A 20,122-nucleotide genomic window follows, 5' to 3' on the forward strand; every position below is an offset into this window, starting at 1 on the left:
CATTTTTAAAATTCAATATTTACACCCATGGTGATTGTTCTAAACAACGGGTATGATTTACCCGGACCATAGTTTCCATGTAATCTTTCCGGGTCAAAATTCTCATCAATGGGAGAAAAGGTCAATAAGTTTTCCCCGCTCACGTAAACCCTAAGCCTACTAAAGCCCAAGGGGTCCAGAACCGAATTCGGGAGGGAGTAGCCCAATTGAAGGTTTTTCAACCGTGCATAGGAAGCATCTTGTAAAAATCTGGTTTGCCGTTGTTGGTTTTTGCTGATTTCCCCGGTTGCATAGGGTCTGGCAAAATAGGCGTCCGTATTTTCCGGTGACCAGTAATCCATGGTCGTTTCGAACACTTGCTGCGTCCAACTACCTGTAAGTCCAAAGAACGGGATGTCACCGAGCCACACTTCCCTCTTGGCAATCCCTTGCCAAAACATATTGAAATCGAACCCTTTCCATTCGAACCTGGTTGTAAATCCAAAGGCATAACGTGGGGTGGTATTTCCTATCCGTGTCAGATCTCCAGGGTCTTCAATGGTATTCTCCCCTTGTGATATGACACCATCACCGTTCAAATCCGTGTATTCGATATCCCCAAGATTCCAGTTGCCCCCATAGATATAGGTCGTTTGGTCGGCCATATTGTTCAACTGCTCATCGGTCTGGATAATACCGGCAGTGGTATATCCCCAAATCTCACCTATTTCCTTGCCTTCGTAATAACCCCAGATATTGTTGGTCGGGCTATTGTATCTGGTCACTTTGGAGAAGTTGTCCGACAAGTTGAGTTGAAGCGAATAATTGAACTCCTCATTGATGACATCGTTCCAGCCCAAGGTCAACTCAAATCCCTTGGTTTCCATATCGGCATTGTTGGTTACCGGGACGCCCACTCCTAAAATAGAAGGCAAAGCTTGCGCTGGCCCGACCATATCCATTGTCTTTCTTTCAAACCAATCAAAACTTAGGCTCAAACGATTCTTCAACAAAGTTGCATCCAAACCGAAATCCAATGTGTTCGCAGTTGCCCAGGTCAAATTATTGCTGACCAATCCAGGTGCGGAAATATAGTTGGGGCGTTCCCCATCAATGATATAACCTAGGTTCGTACGAATGGGCACTTGTGCATAAAAAAGGTAATTTGAAACTTGTTGATTTCCTAGTTCCCCATACGATGCCCTTAATTTCAAGGAGTTGATCTCCTCTACCTTAAAAAAGTTTTCCTTGGCGATGTTCCAGCCCGCGGATACAGACGGAAAAAAGCCCCATTGATTACCCACAGGAAATTTCGAGGTCCCATCATATCTGGCATTGGCCTCGAATAGATATTTCCCTTCATAATTATAGTTGACCCGGCCAAAAAATCCGATATTGACCCATTCATCAATCGAATCGGATGTTTGTCGAATACCCGTACCCGTATTCAAGGACGGTATGGCATCCGTAACCAAGTTCGGTACATAGCCCGATATTGCGTTGCGGGTATAATCCTCTCTCTGACCCCCGACTAAAATATTGAAGTAATGTCCGCCGATGGTTTTATCATAAGAAGAAAACAATTCCAAACTTTCATAGTCCCTGGATGCATTGGTCTTGCTAACGGCGTTGACCGATTGAATATCATATGGATTCCCATCCGTATCATGAGCTTGTAAAATAGCCTGATGGGCATTGGCTTCCGTCATCAATTTGGAATACGAGTACCTCGCAGTGGTTTTCCACCCTTTTACAGGCTCAAATTCCAATGTCCCCATCAATTTTAATTCGTCCTCCCTAGTTTTACGTCTCGAACCTTCAAAATATTGGATTTCGGAAGTCCATAAAGGATATCCGTTTGGGTCGTACAACGGCCAATGTGGCGGTCTTGTGTAGGCGATATGGAACAAATCCCCTGTTTGTGCGGAATAATCATAGGGTTCATTGGTAAAACCTCGGTTATACAAGGTCTGGAATCTAAACTTGAGCTTTTCGTTCAAATCTGTATTGATATTGGCCAAAAGGTTGTATCTCTTGTAGTTGTCTTTTCCCATTTCAAAAATCCCATCTTGATCCAGATAGCCCAAGGAGATACGGTAATCCGTATTGTCCCCTCCGCCACTTACAGCAAAATCATGCTTTTGGCTTACCATGGAATCACTGTAATATGCATCAAAGTAATCCACGTTTGCATTTCCCAGTGCATAACTCCACCGTGAAGGGTCTCCGGGCTCGGGAACTGTGGTGGGAACACTTCCGGGATCGGAAAGATACTGTCGTATCCTATCCATCTGATCTGGACCAAAAATCGGGTTCATTCCCGAATTGGCAGCAGCGGCGTTCATCGTTTGGGCATGAAGCAAAGAATTCACTGTTTTTGGAAAAACGGTCTGGGCATTGTTCGATACTGAACTATTGATACTTACTTTGGTCTCTCTTCTGGATCCTTTTTTAGTGGTCACCAAAATAACCCCAAAGGTTGCACGTGCTCCATAAATTGCAGCGGAAGCAGCATCCTTTAGTACGGAAATACTTTCTATGTCCACCGGATTGAGCAGGTTCAGATCTCCCTGCACCCCATCTATAAGTACCAGTGGTGAAGCTCCACCATTGATGTCCCCGAGACCTCTAATCTGAAAAGCGGATCCTTGACCGATTCTTCCTGGTGAACCGGGATTCGTTGTCACGTTCAGGTTGGCAACGGTACCCTGTAATGCCTGTCCAGCATTCTGGACCGCCCTGTTTTCAAGGACCACACTAGAGGTCTCACCAACGGCACCGGTCAGATTCTCCTTCTTCTGTACCCCATACCCTACTACAACGACCTCATCCAGTTGACTGGTGTTTTCCTTCATAGTCACATCCACTGTACCCGAGGTCACCTCTATGCGTTGGGATATCATCCCCATATAAGAAAATACAAGAATATCGCCTTCAACCGCCTCAATGGAATAATTGCCATCAAAATCGGTCTGGGTACCATTTGTCGTGCCATCTACTAGGACATTGACCCCAGGCAAAGGGTTTCCGTCGACATCCTCTACAGCACCCGAAACGGTTTGTTGGTCATCTTGATTTGATCGGTCCCTCTTGGGGTGATCCTCATCCACGGTGGGCATGGAACGCTTAAGTATAATCTGTTTCTTGAAGACCTCATAAGTTATGGGCGTATCAAGGAACAGCTCATCCAATATTCTGGAAATACGCTTGTTCTTTACATTGATCGAAACTTTTTTAGCATATTCAATTTCACTATCGTTGTACAAGAATTTAAACTGTGTATTGGACTCTATTTCCCGCAATACTTTTTCAACGCTTACATTGTCCATGTGCAAGGATATTTTCGTGTTCTGGGCATACGAATTGGCCTGAACATGAAAAAGGGAAATGATAAAAAGATAGACTGTCAGTTTCATTTTAAGGTCTAACTTCAAGTATAAGGGGGGCATGCCCCTTAACATCGAAAGGATTTTCATATCTTCGTTCTGTATTAAGATGATTTAACATTTGGTTTAGATCAACCCTTACATCCAATCGGGGAATGTGTCCGCATTTTCCGATTTTTTTATGCAGGGATGATGGTTATTTGTTGTCGAAGGTTCACTTCATTGGCATTTCATTTTTATAGGGTTAGTATATATTCACTTGATTGTCTTCGATACTATAATCATAATCGAAGCCATAGTTCCTTTTGAACGACTCCAGGATATCCCTGATTGATTCGACCTTTATATCAAATGTGGCCGTAAAGGTTGCTTCGCCCAAACGGGCATTGTTGTTGGTAATGGACACATTATAACATCGGGCCAATTTTTTGATGATGTCGTTGAATTTCAAATGGCTAAATACCACTCTGCCATTGGTCCACGCAGTATAGATATCCGTATCTACTACCTTTACCGAGATATCACCCATTGCTTTGTTCCAAGATCCCATGAACCCTGGCTTCAATACGGTATATTGTTCCGAGCCCATGTTATGGGAAGCCCTATAGAGTCCTACAGAACCCTCCAATAAAATCGTATTGATAGATGTATCCTCGGGATAGGATGAAACGACAAATTGTGTCCCCAACACTTTCACTCCCAATTGATTCGCATGTACAACAAAAGGCTGCCTCGCATCCTTGCTCACATCAAAGAGTGCCTCCCCCTCCATAAACACCTCTCTATCCCGCCCTTCGACAAAACGTACTGGATACCGCAACATGGTCCCGGCATTCAAATGGACTCGGGTTCCATCCGAAAGCACAACCTGGAACGTTTTGCCATAGGGAACAGTCAATCTATGGTATTGTAGCGGCTGCTCTTGATTATCCTGATGGTCAGCACCTGAATAATCAATTTGATTGTCCTTCTGATACCCGACAATGCCGCCTTGACCGTTCATGAACGGTCGACTACCCGAGCTTGTCAATTTCTCTATTGCGCCATTCTCCAGCTCCAAGGTAATCGACTCTTGCTGATAAAGAGCCTCGTTTTCATCAGTGATGAAATTTTCCTTAAAACCTAAGTAAGTGAGGCCAACAACACCTATAAATATCGCGGCGACCTTAATTACGGCCCTCAAGTGCCTGATTTTTTTATCTCCTACCATATGGGCCCTTAACCTTTCCCAATCCTTCTGGTGCGCATGGTCGATATCCTTTTTTAGGCGGCTTCTTTCTAGCCAATAACTGGGCTCCCCCAGTTTCTGCATTATATATTCTCGCTCCCCATCATCAAGATCCTTTGAGGAATCCACCTTATCGATGCGCTCTCTTAGAAATATCGTTCTGGCCAGTTTTTGGGCCAGCTCCATTATTTTGCCGAAATCTCTTGACATAAAGGATTTTTAGTTACTGTCTTTAATCCAAAGACGATAGAATTAATGACTGGGGTTAAACATTTATGTTTTTTATGGTAAGAAGATATGCGCCAAAGCGGCCATATGTTCCCGAAGTTGGAAACGAAGTTTGCGATAGGCTATTTTTTTCTGGGCCTTTACCGTGTTTAAGGTAATCTCCAATTCATTGGCTATTTCCCCATTCTTATAGCCCAATAAGCTCAACTTGATGATTTTCTTGCACCTTGTTGGCAACGTATCGACCGTAATGTCCACCAAACGGGCGGTTTCTTGCAGGACCAGTTCGCTGGTAAAAAAAGAATCGGTCTCCATAGTCTGGACCATCTCTACCGATAGCTTGCATTTTGATTTATAGTGCTTGCTCTTCAATATGTCCAGGGACCTGTTCTTTACCGCGGTATAGAGGTACGATTTAACCGTTCCCTGACTTTTGAAAACTGTTTTTTGGTTCCAAACCTTAATGAAGATTTCCTGTACCACGTCCTTTGCCAGTTCAAGGTCGTTCAGATAGCGATTGCAGAACAGACAAAGTGCGGCATGGTGGTCATCGAAAAGAACTTTATATTCTTTGGTCGTTAGACGGTATGTTTTATCGGCTTTCAGTTTTAGGGGGTTATTTTCACCTTACGATGAAACTTTTCAAGTATGGCCACCTTGTTCGCCCAAATGTAAAGGATGGAAATCCATTGTTCCCTTAGGTTCGATATATCCCACACCTGTAATTGGGTAGAACTAGGCCAATATGTCACTGCGTATCAATAGACCCGTCCAATCCACAAAAAATAGGGCAATCAAAGACTGCCCTATTTCAAACTAACTAAAACGACTCAACAATGTGTAAACAGTTACGCTACTCAATAATTTCAGCATAATATTATGTTGGACTCCACTCATAACATTACTAAGACGACCATAAGTTGAAATAGGGTTAAACAATTTTATATTAATCATGTTTTCTAATGCAGAAACATGGTCTTTGAAGTACAAAAGCTGCTCAGTACACAATCGAACGACAATAATTTCTTTCCTACATACTGGGGAATCCCAAAAAGAGAACCCAGAAAAAAACAGGGACCGATCACCATATAGGGAAAGCCATGGGCAGATGGCAGCATCACTTTGAAGATTGGGACTCCCAAAGGTTTTAGGATATGACCCATAATGAAAAATGTACTCGTAAAACACCGTGGCAACGGCCAGAAGTCGGGGAACGGACATCATATTCAACCTTGTTTTTGTGCAAAACAAGTTAAATCGACCTGGCCTCATTAAAAATACGTACCCTACCACAATTTTTACGTAGGGGTACGTATCCAATACCTTCGTTATCCGTCTATAAGGCCAATATCATTTCCCTATATTTTGTAAGCCATGAGGTCCATTGGTCCCCATCGCTTTCCAACGCTAATTTTTGGATCATGTTACTTCTGTGCTTTTGGACGGTTCGCAAGGAAATCACCAACTCCTCTGCAATCTCCTTGGAAGTCTTTGACTGCGCCATCATCCTAAGGATGGTCCTCTCGGAGGAAGATAGTAGTTTAAGCCTTTGCAGTTGTGGATTGATTCCTTCTTCGACGAGTTGTTCAAAGGTCCTACTGAAATAGGTTCCTCCGGCGCTTACCTTTTGAAGGCACTTTTGCATTTCCGAAAAAGGTTCCTCCTTGAGCAAGTAACCGCTGATCCCAAGCTGTTGGGCCTTGTATACCAACCCCTCCTCCTTGTAAGAGGTAAGCAAGATGAAACGTGGTGAACTACCGGCCTCCCTGGCCTTTGCTATGACCTCTATTCCGGTTAGCCTTGGCATTTGGATATCCAAGACCACGATATCGGGACTTTTTTCAATGATCAATTCAAGGGCTTCAAGGCCATTGCTTGCTTGGGCGATCACATTGTATCCTTTCGATTCGAGCTCATCGACCAGGCCCTTGAGTAATAAGGGGTGGTCATCTGCAACTAAAAGGGTGTGGGTATTATGCATCGGTGATAGGAATGTTTGCGTTAATAATGGTTCCTCTTTTATTTTCTGATCGGATATGTATGGTCCCTCCCATCATCCTGATCCGTTGTTCCATCGTCTTTAGTCCCAGGCCATGGCCCTTGTAATTTTCCTCATAATTGAACCCTATTCCATTATCCTTGATAAAGAGTTTTACGCCATTGGCCCTTCGCACTATCTGTATGAGCACTTCTGTGGCATGCGAATGCTTGACCAAATTTGTCATGGCCTCTTGTACAAAGCGATAGAGGTTTACATTTTGTTCCTTGGAAAAGCAACCCTCTATCCCATCCATTTCCAACGTAAAGATCATACTGTACTTTTCATCAAAGGTATGGACAAGCTGTTCTATGGCACCGGTCGTTCCCAAATTGGCCAATGCAGGAGGCAGGAGACCTTTTCCCAACATTCTCACCTCTTCAAGGGTATCTTGTGAAAGTTGCAATAATTCCTTTTGATCAGCGTCCCTTGCCTTTTTGGACATGATGGTCAATTGTTGGCCGATCCCATCGTGCAACTCCCAAGCGATATGGCTTCGTTCCCTTTCCTGTTGCCTTAAAAGATCTTGGGAATATTTCTCCGTAAGCTCCTTTTCCTTTTTTGCAAAACGCCGGTTCCTGAACAACCACAGAAAGCCAGAGCCACCCAAAAGTAATATGCCCCCAAAAACCAGCCAATAGGTCTTTTCCTTGTTGCTGGCATCCAAAATCTTGATATCCTTCCGTTGCTGGGCAATTTCCATATCTTTTTTTTCAGCCTCGAGCTCGGCCTGCATAAAGGCAAATTTCCGTCTGGAGGTCACATTGTTAACGGAGTCCTTCATCCTGGAGTAGTTTTTAAAATGTTCGAGCGACCCCTGCAAATCGTTCATTCGTTCATAGATGGTTGCCAATAGAAATTCCGAGCGCATAATATTCTCGGCTTCCAAAGTGCCCTGTACCCCATCAAGCACCCTTTGGGCATAATTTTCCGCTTCGACCAATTGATCATTGGCGAGGGCATTTTGACTCATTGCCAATTGGTAGTAGGTTTCCAAAAAAGGATTATTGACATGTGGCCCAATTTTAGAGATCAGTTCCTTTTTATACAGGTCGGATGTATCCCGAATACCATTTCTTGCATACACGGAAACGGCATAGGAAAGCGTTAAAATGTCAACAATCCCTTGTACATCGGCCTCTTGGTTCCTTTCCTTTAAGGCCATTCTGATTTGATGCAGCTCCTCCTGAAAATCACCTTGTTGATTTGCCTCATTACAAGCTGTCAAACGTGCTACGGCCACCACTTGGTGTTCCCCTATTTGCGTCCCTGTTTCAAAAACCTCCCTGCGCGCTTGCCAGGCCCTGTCATACAAGCCATTTTTACCGTAGAGTTGGGCGAGGCCATTCTGTGCCCATAAATACATCAATGTATCCTTTTGATGGATAAATATCTTCTTTGCTTTTTCAAAATAGTAGACACTTTTGGAGATCTCATTGACCTTATCACTGTTCTCCCCTGCCTTCAAATAGGCATACCCGAACTCGTACAACGAGGAGTCCCTATGTTTTTCCATGAACGCAATCCCCTGATCTAATATGCTCAAGGATTCCTTATAGCGCTGCATAAAGGTCGCTGCTTCCGCATGGGTCATATAAAAGAACGAAATCTGTTCCCTATCGGTATTATGAAGGATAAAGGGTGTGTACCCTTCCAATATTTCATAGGCTTTTTTATGGTTAATGGACACGTAGATAAAATAGTTGCCCAAAACATTGGTAAGCGATAGAGCTTCCTCCCATCGTTCTTGTGCTATCCATGAATCCCTATATCGGTGAAGTTTATCGGCCAGCAGATCCTGATCAGGTCCGGCATCCTGGAGCAAGCCGTGTAGATAGTCCATTTTTCCCTGGAACGTAGGAATTGTAACAAACGTATCAACAACGGTGTCATTTGCCTTCAACACCTGTGAACTACAGGGACCGGAAACCAAGTAAAAAAACAATATCAGTATGGGAACGGGACACATGTTCACATGCATAAAAATACCATTAATAGCTTAACCCAGGGGACCGGTCACTTAAATTTATGCATTTTTTGCATCCGGGTACATTGTCCATGGTCCTAGTTGATATCGAGAATAAGATCATACCTTAAAAAGAACTCGTGTGTCCCGCCCGTATAAGGCCGGATACCGGAAATAGGAATCTCATAGGCATACCCCATTGTCATCCGTTTGCCCAACCTAAAGCTTCCCAAACCTCCAATGGCATCGTAGCTGTTGATACGGTAATTGATTCCCAACATCAAACGGTCATAAAAAGTAACATTGGTTCCCACATCGATGGAAATCGGGCTTCCCTTAGAGATGATGAGCATTGTTGTAGGTTTCAGTTCAACAAATCTGGTCAGATCAATACCATATCCCCCAGTGATATACAAGTTTGGCCTTTCCATAACCCTATAGGCAGTATCGTTTCCCGGGTTTTCGATAAAATCCACCTGAAACAACTGTGGTGCCGAAATGGCAAGGTGCCAACCTTCACCGTGCAGAAACCCACCTACCCCCATATTTGGCGACCAGCTATCCGTGTATGAACTGAAATAAGGGTCACTCTGGATCCCCGGCGAGCCTAATAATCCAGGACTCAAGGAATAATGGGTAAAACCGGCCTTTATCCCTAAGGCCAAACGAACAGTTCTACTGACCCGTAGGGTATAGGAAAAATCACCATAGAGGTAATGAAACCTTTCTTCCCCCAGGCCATCACTGACCAGTGATAGGCCCAGCCCCACTTTATCATTGGGCAGAGGGCTATGTGCCGAAAATATCTGTGTGGATGGCGCACCATCGAAACCGCTCCATTGGGAACGGTGCATCAAAATGGCCGAGAAACGCTCCGTGCTTCCGGCAAAAGCTGGGTTGATACTGACCGGGTTATATAGATACTGTGTAAACTGTGGTGCCTGCTGTGCATAGGAGATTCCTTCACACAAGATTCCCATCATGGCCCAAATAATATACTTCTTCATCCTAATCCTAATTTGTTCCAATGTAGACACTACCTTTTATCGGTCGGATATTGCTGCCCGGGACCTGTATCACATAGAAATAAGTTCCCGAGACCAATGTTCGTTGGTTTCGGCCGCTTAATGCGTCCCAATCATTCTGATAATCATCCGACTTATAGACCTGCTGGCCCCAACGATCAAATACGAACAAGCTTATCGTTTTTCCATTGATCTCGGAACCTTCCACTACGAAATAATCATTATGGCCATCCCCATTGGGGGTAACCACCCGTGAAACCTCTATGGCAGCGTCCACATCCATACCACAGGAATCTTCGACGCTTAGATCGACAACGACCTGATTGACACACATTCCTTCGCCTTCGGTATAGGTAAAGGAATAGGACCCCGCTTCCATGGTCGATGGATCGATCATAGAGCCCTCCAGACCTACCCCATCGTTTAGGGATTCCCAGATGCCGTTCATCACTGTACCTTCGATTATCGTATAAAGATCAAAACGGGTCTCGGTGTCACATACCCTGATATCATCATCGACCCTGATCTGTGTGGGGAGTACCGTGATATGTTGCTCAACACGTCTTTCGTTTCCATTGGAATCAGTAGCTACCCAGAAACGTTCAATGAGGTAGCCTTCAGCTGAAATAGTCTCGTTTTGACCATATTCAATTTGAACCTCCATATCACAATTATCCGCAAAGGCCAGGTCGGGTATCTCCGGAACTTGGTCACAATACACCGTAAGGTCCGTATCCAAACCTGAAATCAATTCAGGAGCTGTAGTATCTTCAATAATCACATGCTGTGTTTGTGTACGGATGTTCCCGGATTCATCTTCGTATGTCCAATTGACTTCTGTAATGCCTTGAATATGGATAGGGAAAATAGCATCAGTAGTGGCTCTTATTACACCACTACAATTATCCGTCGCCGTCGGTGGTGTGAGACTACTTACCCCACATACTGCAGTGATATCCGGTAAAGCCGCCTGGTCAGGAACCGGTGCTTCCGTATCCCCTACAATCACATGCTGTATTTGTGTGCTGCTATTCCCGGCCTCATCTTCGTAACTCCATGTTACTACTGTAGTACCTTGAATATGGATAGGCAAGACAGCATTATGGGAGACCGTTACCGCAGTACTACTACAATTATCTGTGGCAGTTGGTGGGATGAGATTGCTCACTTCACACGCTGAAGTAATATCCGGTAAATCCGCCTGATCGGGAACCGGAGGCAAGGTATCCTCTACGGTCACCGTGGCCATACATTGTTCACTGACCCCATTATCGGCGGTTACGGTCAAGACCACTTGATTGGTTCCCAGATGGGAACAATCGAATTCAGTTATATCTAGGGCAAGCGTTATTCCATTATCTTCATCATAAGAGCCATCATCTATTTCCTCTGGGCTTATCATTGCACTACCGTTTGCGTCCAGCGCTACTCTAATATCCTGACAAATGGCCACGGGTGCCCGGTCCAATAACTCATAGGCGCCCATATCAACAATACCACCGTTGGCATAGTCGTAAATGCGCTCATTTCCAGCCAAATCGACTACCGCTTCGGGTGCCCCTAACGATACCACAAAATTATTGTTCCCGGCATTAATGGCAGGACTAGTGGCCTTCACGCTATAATCATGTTCCGCCACATCTTCAAACTCGGGATCTACCGCCAGATTGCGGCTTTGCATCACATCTCCAGAAACAGTTCCATTATATGCCAATGAACTATACATGCGTCCATATCCAGCAACCAGATTGATATGTCCATTTGTTCCTGTATTATTGGAAAGTATGGAGTTCGCCACCAACAAGGTCCCATCGCTTAAATGGATACCACCCCCAGCGGCAGCTGTATTATCGCTCAGGGTGGAATTTATAATTTCAACTTCACCGGATTCACAGGATACAGCACCACCAGCAGTAGTCGCTTCATTATTATATAACAAACAACTGATCAATTGGGTATCGCCGGTAAAACTGATTATGGCGCCCCCCATACCATTGACACCATCACCAAAGGCAACATTATCATGCAATATGCTATTCCTTAACATAAAGTTGGCGTCTTGATCGATATAAAGCCCACCACCTGTCCGGCCAATGGCCACTGGACTATTGTCCGAAGGATCATCCGCATAGGAATGCTGGACAATGACTCCATCTATGGTCACATTAGGTTGTAAGACGGTCAAAATGGTATGACTGTCCCCGGTATCTGCCACTCCACTCCCATTGATATCGCCACTTAAGATGGTCGGAGCCGCGTTCCAATCTCGTTGATCGGGGGAAGTTTCATTTCCGGTAAAGCCTCCCAAAAGGGTCACGCCTTCGGGAATGACAAAGGAATCGTATTCGGAAGCTCCCGGTTTGTAGGTGCCTTGGACCACCCATATCTCCGCCAACCCACAATTAGCGGAGAGGGCAAGTGCATCCTGTAAATCGGTGTATGCATCGTTCCACGAGGTTCCAATGTTTGCCCCCGCGGCCTGTTCATCTACATAAATAATATCTGAACCGCGATCATAGGGATCTACCACAGTAACCGTGGCTGTGGCCGAAGCCGAATTATAACCGTCATTTACCGTTAAGGTAACCGTATGTGTTCCCGCATCGGCACAGGTAAATTCGGTTTTGCTCAATGTTCTGGTAAATGTGGTGTAACAGCCATTGAAATCTATACTGTTATTATCTATATCCTCTGGTCTTAGGGTTGCGCCCCCATTGGCACTTAGATAAATGGTAGCCGGTTTTGTATTCACTATAGGAGGCGTATCCTTGCTGATTTGATAAATGTAATTATAGGTTGCCGCATTCCCATATTGGTCGGTTACTTCAATGGGAACCGAAACATTGGTACCAATATCGGCACAGGTTGCGGTACGCGTGCTGGCTACAGCGGTATAGCTTCCACAATTATCCGAAATATCAAAAGGGCCTTGTGGCGTAAGTTCCACCGAAGTATTCTGTCCCATTTCAATAAAATTGGTCATCGAAAGCATAAAGGGAGGGGTATTGTCCACTACGGTTACATTGGCCGTACAGGTAGCCTCATTGCCCCTACCATCAAGAACCGTTAAGGTAACTGGGATGGTACCAACATCATCACAGGTAAAGGTAGTTTGTGATAGGGACATGGATGCAACATAGACATCATCATAAGACCCTGCATCAATATCGGCAGCCGTTATGGTAACGGTACCATCGGCCAACAAGGGATTCTCAGGGTCAAGGGACACTGTAATATCCCTACATACTGCCACCGGGGGCTGTTCATCATAAATGACCCTGTATTGTATATAACCAGTAACAGGAGCGTTCGTCGTTCCTCCTTCTGTTTCCACCCCGTTTTGCACCATACTCAAGTCGTAATAAGATTGTCCGCCACCGCCGCCACGTTCCAAATCGCCGCCACCACCGCCATAATAACCGCCGCCGCCGCCGCCAGAGGCCCCTTTCCCAATATATTGATTTGAGCATTTGGGTGAAGGTCCAATCGGGTGGCCATAAAATATTCCGCCAGCCCCGCCACCGGCCCAGCCCGTACCTCCACGATTGATATCATTAACCACTATTTTTGTACAATTAGGGTCTAATAACCCTCCCGAACAATCTCCCTCATATACAGTAGTTGGTGGATGATAACCTCCGGCACCACCTTCATTGGGTGAACTTCCCATAACTTCCAATTCAAATAACACTGTTGATTCAGGTGTGCTATATAAACTGCCCCCGCCCCCTGAAAATGGATGAAAAGTAGTCTCAACATCATTAATTAAGCCTCTATGAGCTACCCCGCCACTTCCATACGAAGTAGCATCATCCACTCTTAATCCGTGCGAATTACAACTATTTTTTCCATGTCTTGCTATGCCGCCACCATATCCATGGGAAACCAGAGCTTCGATTGCCGCTCCACCACCACCACCTGCTGCAACCACTATGGGATTAGTAGGTTGCCCATATGGAGTTATTGCCGTAGCTCCGCCACCGCCGCCGCTGGCGGCAACATCATGAACATCGGATTCCCCTCGAGATCCTATAAAAAAATGGAGCCGGTCCCCTGCATTTTCACTGGTAATGGGCAAGGTAAACCTAACCGTGCCACCTTCCCCGCCCCGTCCTATTTTCTGGGCTACCAAACCTTGCCAAGTGGCACGTCCGCCGTCACCTCCTTTAAGGATGAACTCCACAGCTACCGCCCCGTCCTCCAATGTTGGCAAATAACCGTCCATGGTGGCCCGGGTACGTGGATGTCCACCTCCCTCGTAGGGCAAAAGAGTCCATTCACCATTGGTCAAGTCTCCTATAGAGGTATGGGGTCGATTTACGGTTTGTCCGAACAGGCTCGTTGAACCTAAAATCAAGAAGACTAGTGTAATCGATAGGGATTGAAGCGTTGATTTGGGCATGTGAAAAGGTCTTTATACTTTCACGCCGCAAGTTATATCGATGTAAAATCAAATAAAATACGCACCCATGTACATAATTTACGTAGGGGTACGTACGCTACATGAATACCAATGAACTGGATAGCCTATTTCTGACCTAATATAGTTTTTCGCAATGCTCTCCCCGTGTGACACCGAATAATAAATACTTTCTTTATTATTCTCAAGAATTGTGTAGCCTTACCCCTTTGATCGCCATCCCCATTTTAGGATATCGCTAACTTCATAAAATTATTTCTTTAATTAACAGAGATTTAATTTACAGTGCCAACCGCATGAACAACTCATGGGTGGCATTGTCAATGCCGTTAATGGACTGCTGGGTCGCACTCTCATAGGCGTACCCAAAATCAAAGCCTTGGCCAACATTGAACAGAAAGAGCCCACTGAAGCTCTCGTTATGTCGATAGCTCGTCCCAAAACTGAAACGGCTCCCGAAGTCCAATATCCCCGTTACCTCCATCGATATGGGGGACGCCTCCACATAGCGCAACAGGCCCGTCGCCTGTAGCTTCATCCTCTTGGATAGGGTAAACTCATACCCTCCTGAAAGGTATCCGTGGAGCTTGTCCGTTCCAAGGAAAGCGTTACCGTTGTTTTCCTGCAAACGGTCAGGTGTCAATACCTTGGGTACGGAAAGTGAAAGAAAGTATTTCTCGTTCTTCAAATAAACCCCGGCCCCTACGTTTGGAGTGAACCGACTCTCATAATCCATCAGCGCACCGTCCTGTCCCATACCATAAGTGACCAGGCCCTGGGTATTGGCATCATAGGAATTGGCACTTCCCTTCAGTCCAAAATACAGTAGGTTGGCATCGTTCAGGCGGATGTGATAGGAAACATCGATGGCCATCCAGGTCTGGGTTTCTATGAAGGTACGGTCGTTCAATATGGACACTCCAAGGCCCACGTTCTTGCCAATTGGCATTCCAAAGATGGCACTCTGGCTCTCCGGTGCTCCCTCCACCCCAGCCCATTGACTTCTGAGTCCAAGGGTAAGCTCGGCCATTTCCGTACTACCGGCAAAGGCGGGGTTAATGATGTTCATGTTGTACCTGTAAAAGGTAAAGTTCGGGTCTTGCTGTCCTTGTACAGTGCCTGAAAGAAGTAATATGAACAAAAGGCAGATGCGAATTGAGGTTTTCATAGGTTGTTTGTTGTTGATTTCTAATAGTTGATGAATATCCAGCCCTGTAACGGGGGTTGTCCATTGCCCAAGTCGATCACATATAGGTAGGAGCCCGCGGGCAATAGTTTCCTATTGTCCTTATAAAATCCGCCCCAATCGTTACGGTAGGACTGGGTGGCAAATACCTCATGTCCCCAGCGGTTGTATACCCGTACCACATTGTTCGGGTAATCATTTATGCCGGGAACGATCCAAGTATCGTTGTTACCGTCACCGTTAGGGGTAAAAGCTTGAGCAGGGACCAATGCGGGCGTGGCCTCTGTATCGTCCGGCGTGTCGTCATCAATATCATCTACATCCTCTGGAACACTGGTATCATCTTTGGGATCTGTTCCTTGGTCCTCCTCCTCGTCATCCGTGTAGCCATCACCATCATCATCTGTATCGGCATTATCGCCTATTCCGTCTCCATCGGTGTCGGTGTCCTCGGTTGCATCAAACGGGAAGGCATCCTCATCGTCGGGTGTGCCGTCGTTGTCATCGTCCTCATCGGCATTGTCGCCCGTTCCGTCACCATCGGTATCGGTATCCTCATTTTCATCTAATGGAAAGGCATCCTCCTGGTCCGGTGTACCGTCGTTGTCGTCATCGGTATCCGTACTATTCCCAATACCATCATTGTCCGTATCCAAATCATAATAGGTACCGTTCACAAATCCTAACGGTATGGTATAGTTTCCAGCTTCATCCCTTGCCATACCATAAAGATCATTGTAGAATACGATTTCACCTGGCACCAATGGGGTAACCTGAATATCATAAAGCAATCCAGCGGTCACCTCTTGAAGTGGACCCAAGGTCGCCATTTGTTCCCCGCCTGGCCCTGGTGCGATCAACACTGGGTTGGGGGCCAGATCAAGAACAGGTTCTGAAAACTGTAATCGAATTGTGAAAGGGCCAAAGTATAGGGATTCTGCAATCACCAAATTAGGAACTGGCTCCACAACATCCTTTGTCTTGCTATCCGTGGCCGGAACCCCTTCGTTGCCATTGGTATCGGTAAGCGTCACAGACAACGTGATGTTTCCATCACCAAGACCGCTAAGGTCAATACCTGTTATTTGATCGGTTGCCGTGGCAATGGTTCCTGAGCCGGTAACGTTTGTCCCGCCACCGTCACTACTGAAGGTATAATCGTAGTCCGTACCTATTCCGGCACCGGCAAAAGTAAAACTGATCGTAGTTTGGTTTGAACTACTTATGGGATCTTGGTCAATGGTTACCGTATAGCCTTCAGGTGCAACATCATCGGTAACGTTAACGGTAAGTTCCTTGGCAAAATCATCCGTACCATCATTGGTATTGATTCTGACACTATAGCTACCTACCGCTAATGAGCTATTGGTCCTAACTATGCTTCCACTGATATTAAAACTGGAGTTATCCGTATCACCAGTTCCCGATACCAGCGTGTAGGTATGGGAATCGCTAGAATCGGCATCGGTAGTGGATAACGTACCTACCGTGGAGTCTACACCTGTAGCACTCTGGCCGATGCTGTTATTATCCAGCGTAATATCGGTTGGAGCAATGTTAATCGGTTGAACCGTAATTTGGAAATTATAAGGCACATTAGCTATACCATCACTCAGTATAAGTGCTACATCATGTACACCTGCATCGGCATTGGTTGGCGTACCGGTCAATTCAGCTTTGGTCGCTACCTGTGCAATAAGTGTGGTTGTCACTAAATACAGCTCACCCGCATCGGATATCACTAAGTCGTCTGCAAAACCGCCCGCAGAAACTGTGAAAAATGTATCAATATCACCGTTGATATCAATTTTTCGTATCCGCTTGCTTAATCTCTCGGAGATGAAAATTTCATCGTGCTCGTTAATGACCAATCCCGAGGGGTCGTTAAAAGTCGCATTGACTGCAGGACCGCCATCGCCAGCTTCTGTTCCTGCTCCTTGCGTACCCGCTATGGTTTCAATGGTGTCCGTCGCTAAATCAACCCTCCTGATGATGTCGTTAAATCGGTCGGTAAAAACCAAACGCCCTGCACTGTCAAACGCCATACCGTGCGGTTGAGAAACTTGTGAGGTTGACGCCGTTCCCGTATCGCTATAACCCATTGTTCCCGTACCCACTACACGCGTCCAGTTCGTAGCTGGGTCATTATTGGCAAGGTCAATTTCATAAATACCTCCTCGCGCGGACGCATACAGTTTGGAACCGTTTGAATTGACGAGTAGTCTCAACATAAACGGTTCCGGCAAATCAGAAAGAAGGGTTCTAGTACCCGTATGATCAATTTTCACGATATCCGATTTGGCATAATCTCCGACATACACCGCATCATTGACCACATCATAGGCAATCCCTACTGGATTTAGATTTGTATAAGTTCCATCCCCTTGATACCAGGTTTGCACATTTCCGCTCTCATCAACATAACGAACCCCATACTCTTCGGTATCGGTGAAGAACAGTTTATTATCGCCATGGGCGGCAGTGCCCGTTCGAATAACCGCACTGGAAGCAGTGGTCCCATCTGGCGACTGATTCACCCCATCCCCTGTATTGGTTGGCGTTGCACCAGTACCTACAAAACTGGTTTGCAGTGTACCACTGGTAAAGGTCAACCAAGCAGGAACGGTATTTGCTGTCCAAGTGATCACATCGTTATCGGCATCTGATGCTTTAATGTCATAGTAATAAAGTGATTGCGCTGTTGCTGATGTGATTGACGTGGATGTTACGGTCGGGGAATTATTGGGCGGGGCAGCGATCGGTCCGTCCAAAGCACTTTCTTCGGGGCCGCCCGAATCTGAACCATCACTAGGGGTCACTTCAAAACTGATGTATTTGGCCAAATCATCATTTACCAATACATAGGTGTCATTGGTGGCCCCGAAAATGGCCGCCTTGTTGGTACCTGCTCCGTCATCGGAGCGGTACCATTGATAGGTGGTTCCGCTTTCGGCATCGCCCTCTTGGTCGTCATAGGCATAGCTCCCCGTCAAGGTCTGGCCTACTGTAAGGTTTCCTAAAAAACTTACCGAGGAAACTGTAGGCGCATCATTAACTGCAGTAATATTAACGGTTACAGAGGAACCAACAGTAATAGTTGATCCTCCGCCTGTTCCAGTATTCCCTCCATCATTTGCCGTAAAAGAAAGGCTTGTTGATGTGGTACTATTGTTCGCAGTTGTATATTGAATATTACTAACTGTATTCAAATAAGTGTCAATATTGGCAACTGTACCCAATAAGGTAATTGTGGCTGTACCTGAGTTGCTAATGGTCACTCCACCTCCTGATGAGGCAGAGAGTGTACCTGCCGCAGCCGTAATTGTTAAACTTACATTCCCCGTGGCCGCATCCTCATCGGCAAAAGTGGCAGCAGATAAATCTACATTGCTCCCTACATCCTCGGTTACAGTAATACTCGCAGGAAGCCCTGTAAGTGTTGGGTCGTCATTAACTGCTGCGATCGTAAAACTGAAGGTTTGATTATTTACTGAACCTCCTTGACCATCACTGACATCGAATTGAAAACTATCCGAAGTTGTGTTACCTCCATTATGTACATAGTCAATCCTGTTGCTATTCAAATCGTCTTGTGTAAAAGTACCTCCAACTGATAACGGTGTGGTGTTATTTCTAAGTGTACCATTAGAAGGGGTATTATCGAGTGTATAAGTAATATCAGTATCCGCTTCTTCCGCATCATCAAAATCTAATTCGGTACTGGAAATGATAGCTGTACCACCTTCATTAAGAGAGGAACCTGTATTAGCGTTTTGAGTTGGGGCGGAGTTTGCCGTTGTATCGTTTGCATTTAACCCTGTGGTTTCATAAGTATCTGTACCCGAGCAATCGTTATAAGCATATACCCTAAAGAAATACGTTGTGTTTCCGTCCAAGCCTGAAACCGTAACATTTGGTGAAGCTGAAGTGCCAAAATAAATAGGTTGTTGTCCCGCACCATTCCAAGTGATATCCGCTACTGGTTGATCGCCATCACTTGGTGCTATGAAAGAATTGGTACTATTCATATAAATTGCATAACCATCTGCACCACCAGCCGGTGCCGTAAAACTTGATAATGTCAGGCTAGACGCTGTTTCAGTTCCAAATACTGCACTTGTGGCTGCATCAGATGGAGCGGAGCAGCCAGCTCCAACTGTTGTTATATCAAAAACCAAAGTACCCATTTGACCCAAGCCAAATCCCTGGGAAAAATCTGTGTCCTGTAACCCCGATAATGTGACGCTTGTTGCCGTAAAGGATACGGAAACCCCCGACGTATTTGTCCCTGTAGATGCACCCGAATTGAATGAAGCACCAATAATACCTCCAAAGGTCCCTCCAGAAAAATTAAATGTTATCTCATCAACAGTTAGAGTAGTACCATTTCTAGCTCCAAATACTATTTTATTTCCGTCTACATCCACATACATATTAGATGTACTACCTATTTCAAATTCTACGTTATAGTCAGCCTGTGCAGGAGTAGCATCCAGTTCATCATCAGAATTATTTACACTTGTTGATGAAGTAAGTTCTACAAATTCAACATTAGAGCCTGACAAACCTTGAGAAAAGGAGGTTTGATGGAAAAGAAAACAATTAAGTGCAAGTAAGAATATAATTTTTTTCATGAGGCTGGTTTTTGGTGTTGACATCTTGAATG

9 protein-coding genes are annotated in these 20,122 nt (G+C 45.3%); all 9 read right to left on the reverse strand.

The window, feature by feature from the left end; genetic code table 11:
• Positions 1–5: 5 nt before the first annotated feature.
• Positions 6–3,395 carry a TonB-dependent receptor gene (locus tag J0656_RS11730; protein WP_207033979.1) on the reverse strand — a complete coding sequence of 1,130 codons (3,390 nt, stop codon included), beginning with the start codon at positions 3,393–3,395 and terminating at the stop codon, positions 6–8.
• 214 nt (positions 3,396–3,609) lie between these two features.
• Positions 3,610–4,803, reverse strand: coding sequence for a FecR family protein (locus J0656_RS11735; protein WP_207033981.1), 1,194 nt, complete (start codon positions 4,801–4,803; stop codon positions 3,610–3,612).
• Between the two features lie 72 nt (positions 4,804–4,875).
• The gene (locus tag J0656_RS11740; protein WP_207034363.1) at positions 4,876–5,427 is read right to left on the reverse strand and encodes an RNA polymerase sigma-70 factor; all 552 of its coding nucleotides are present in this window, start codon (positions 5,425–5,427) and stop codon (positions 4,876–4,878) included.
• 730 nt (positions 5,428–6,157) lie between these two features.
• Positions 6,158–6,802 carry a response regulator transcription factor gene (locus J0656_RS11745; RefSeq protein ID WP_207033984.1) on the reverse strand — a complete coding sequence of 215 codons (645 nt, stop codon included), beginning with the start codon at positions 6,800–6,802 and terminating at the stop codon, positions 6,158–6,160.
• Positions 6,795–8,702, reverse strand: a complete 1,908-nt coding sequence (locus tag J0656_RS11750) for a tetratricopeptide repeat-containing sensor histidine kinase (protein ID WP_207033986.1) — start codon at positions 8,700–8,702, stop codon at positions 6,795–6,797. The genes J0656_RS11745 and J0656_RS11750 overlap by 8 nt, the downstream gene beginning before the upstream one ends.
• 221 nt (positions 8,703–8,923) lie before the next feature.
• Positions 8,924–9,832, reverse strand: coding sequence for a PorP/SprF family type IX secretion system membrane protein (locus tag J0656_RS11755; RefSeq protein WP_207033988.1), 909 nt, complete (start codon positions 9,830–9,832; stop codon positions 8,924–8,926).
• 7 nt (positions 9,833–9,839) lie between these two features.
• Positions 9,840–14,252, reverse strand: a complete 4,413-nt coding sequence (locus J0656_RS11760; RefSeq protein WP_207033989.1) for a T9SS type B sorting domain-containing protein — start codon at positions 14,250–14,252, stop codon at positions 9,840–9,842.
• Positions 14,253–14,550: 298 nt separating this feature from the next.
• The gene (locus tag J0656_RS11765; protein WP_207033991.1) at positions 14,551–15,438 is read right to left on the reverse strand and encodes a PorP/SprF family type IX secretion system membrane protein; all 888 of its coding nucleotides are present in this window, start codon (positions 15,436–15,438) and stop codon (positions 14,551–14,553) included.
• A 20-nt stretch (positions 15,439–15,458) separates the two neighbouring features.
• On the reverse strand, positions 15,459–20,090 hold the full coding sequence (locus tag J0656_RS11770) for a T9SS type B sorting domain-containing protein (protein WP_207033993.1): 4,632 nt from the start codon (positions 20,088–20,090) through the stop codon (positions 15,459–15,461).
• Positions 20,091–20,122 lie beyond the last annotated feature (32 nt).

Source organism: Flagellimonas aurea (assembly GCF_017313785.1).
GTDB classification, from domain to species: Bacteria; Bacteroidota; Bacteroidia; order Flavobacteriales; family Flavobacteriaceae; genus Flagellimonas; species Flagellimonas aurea.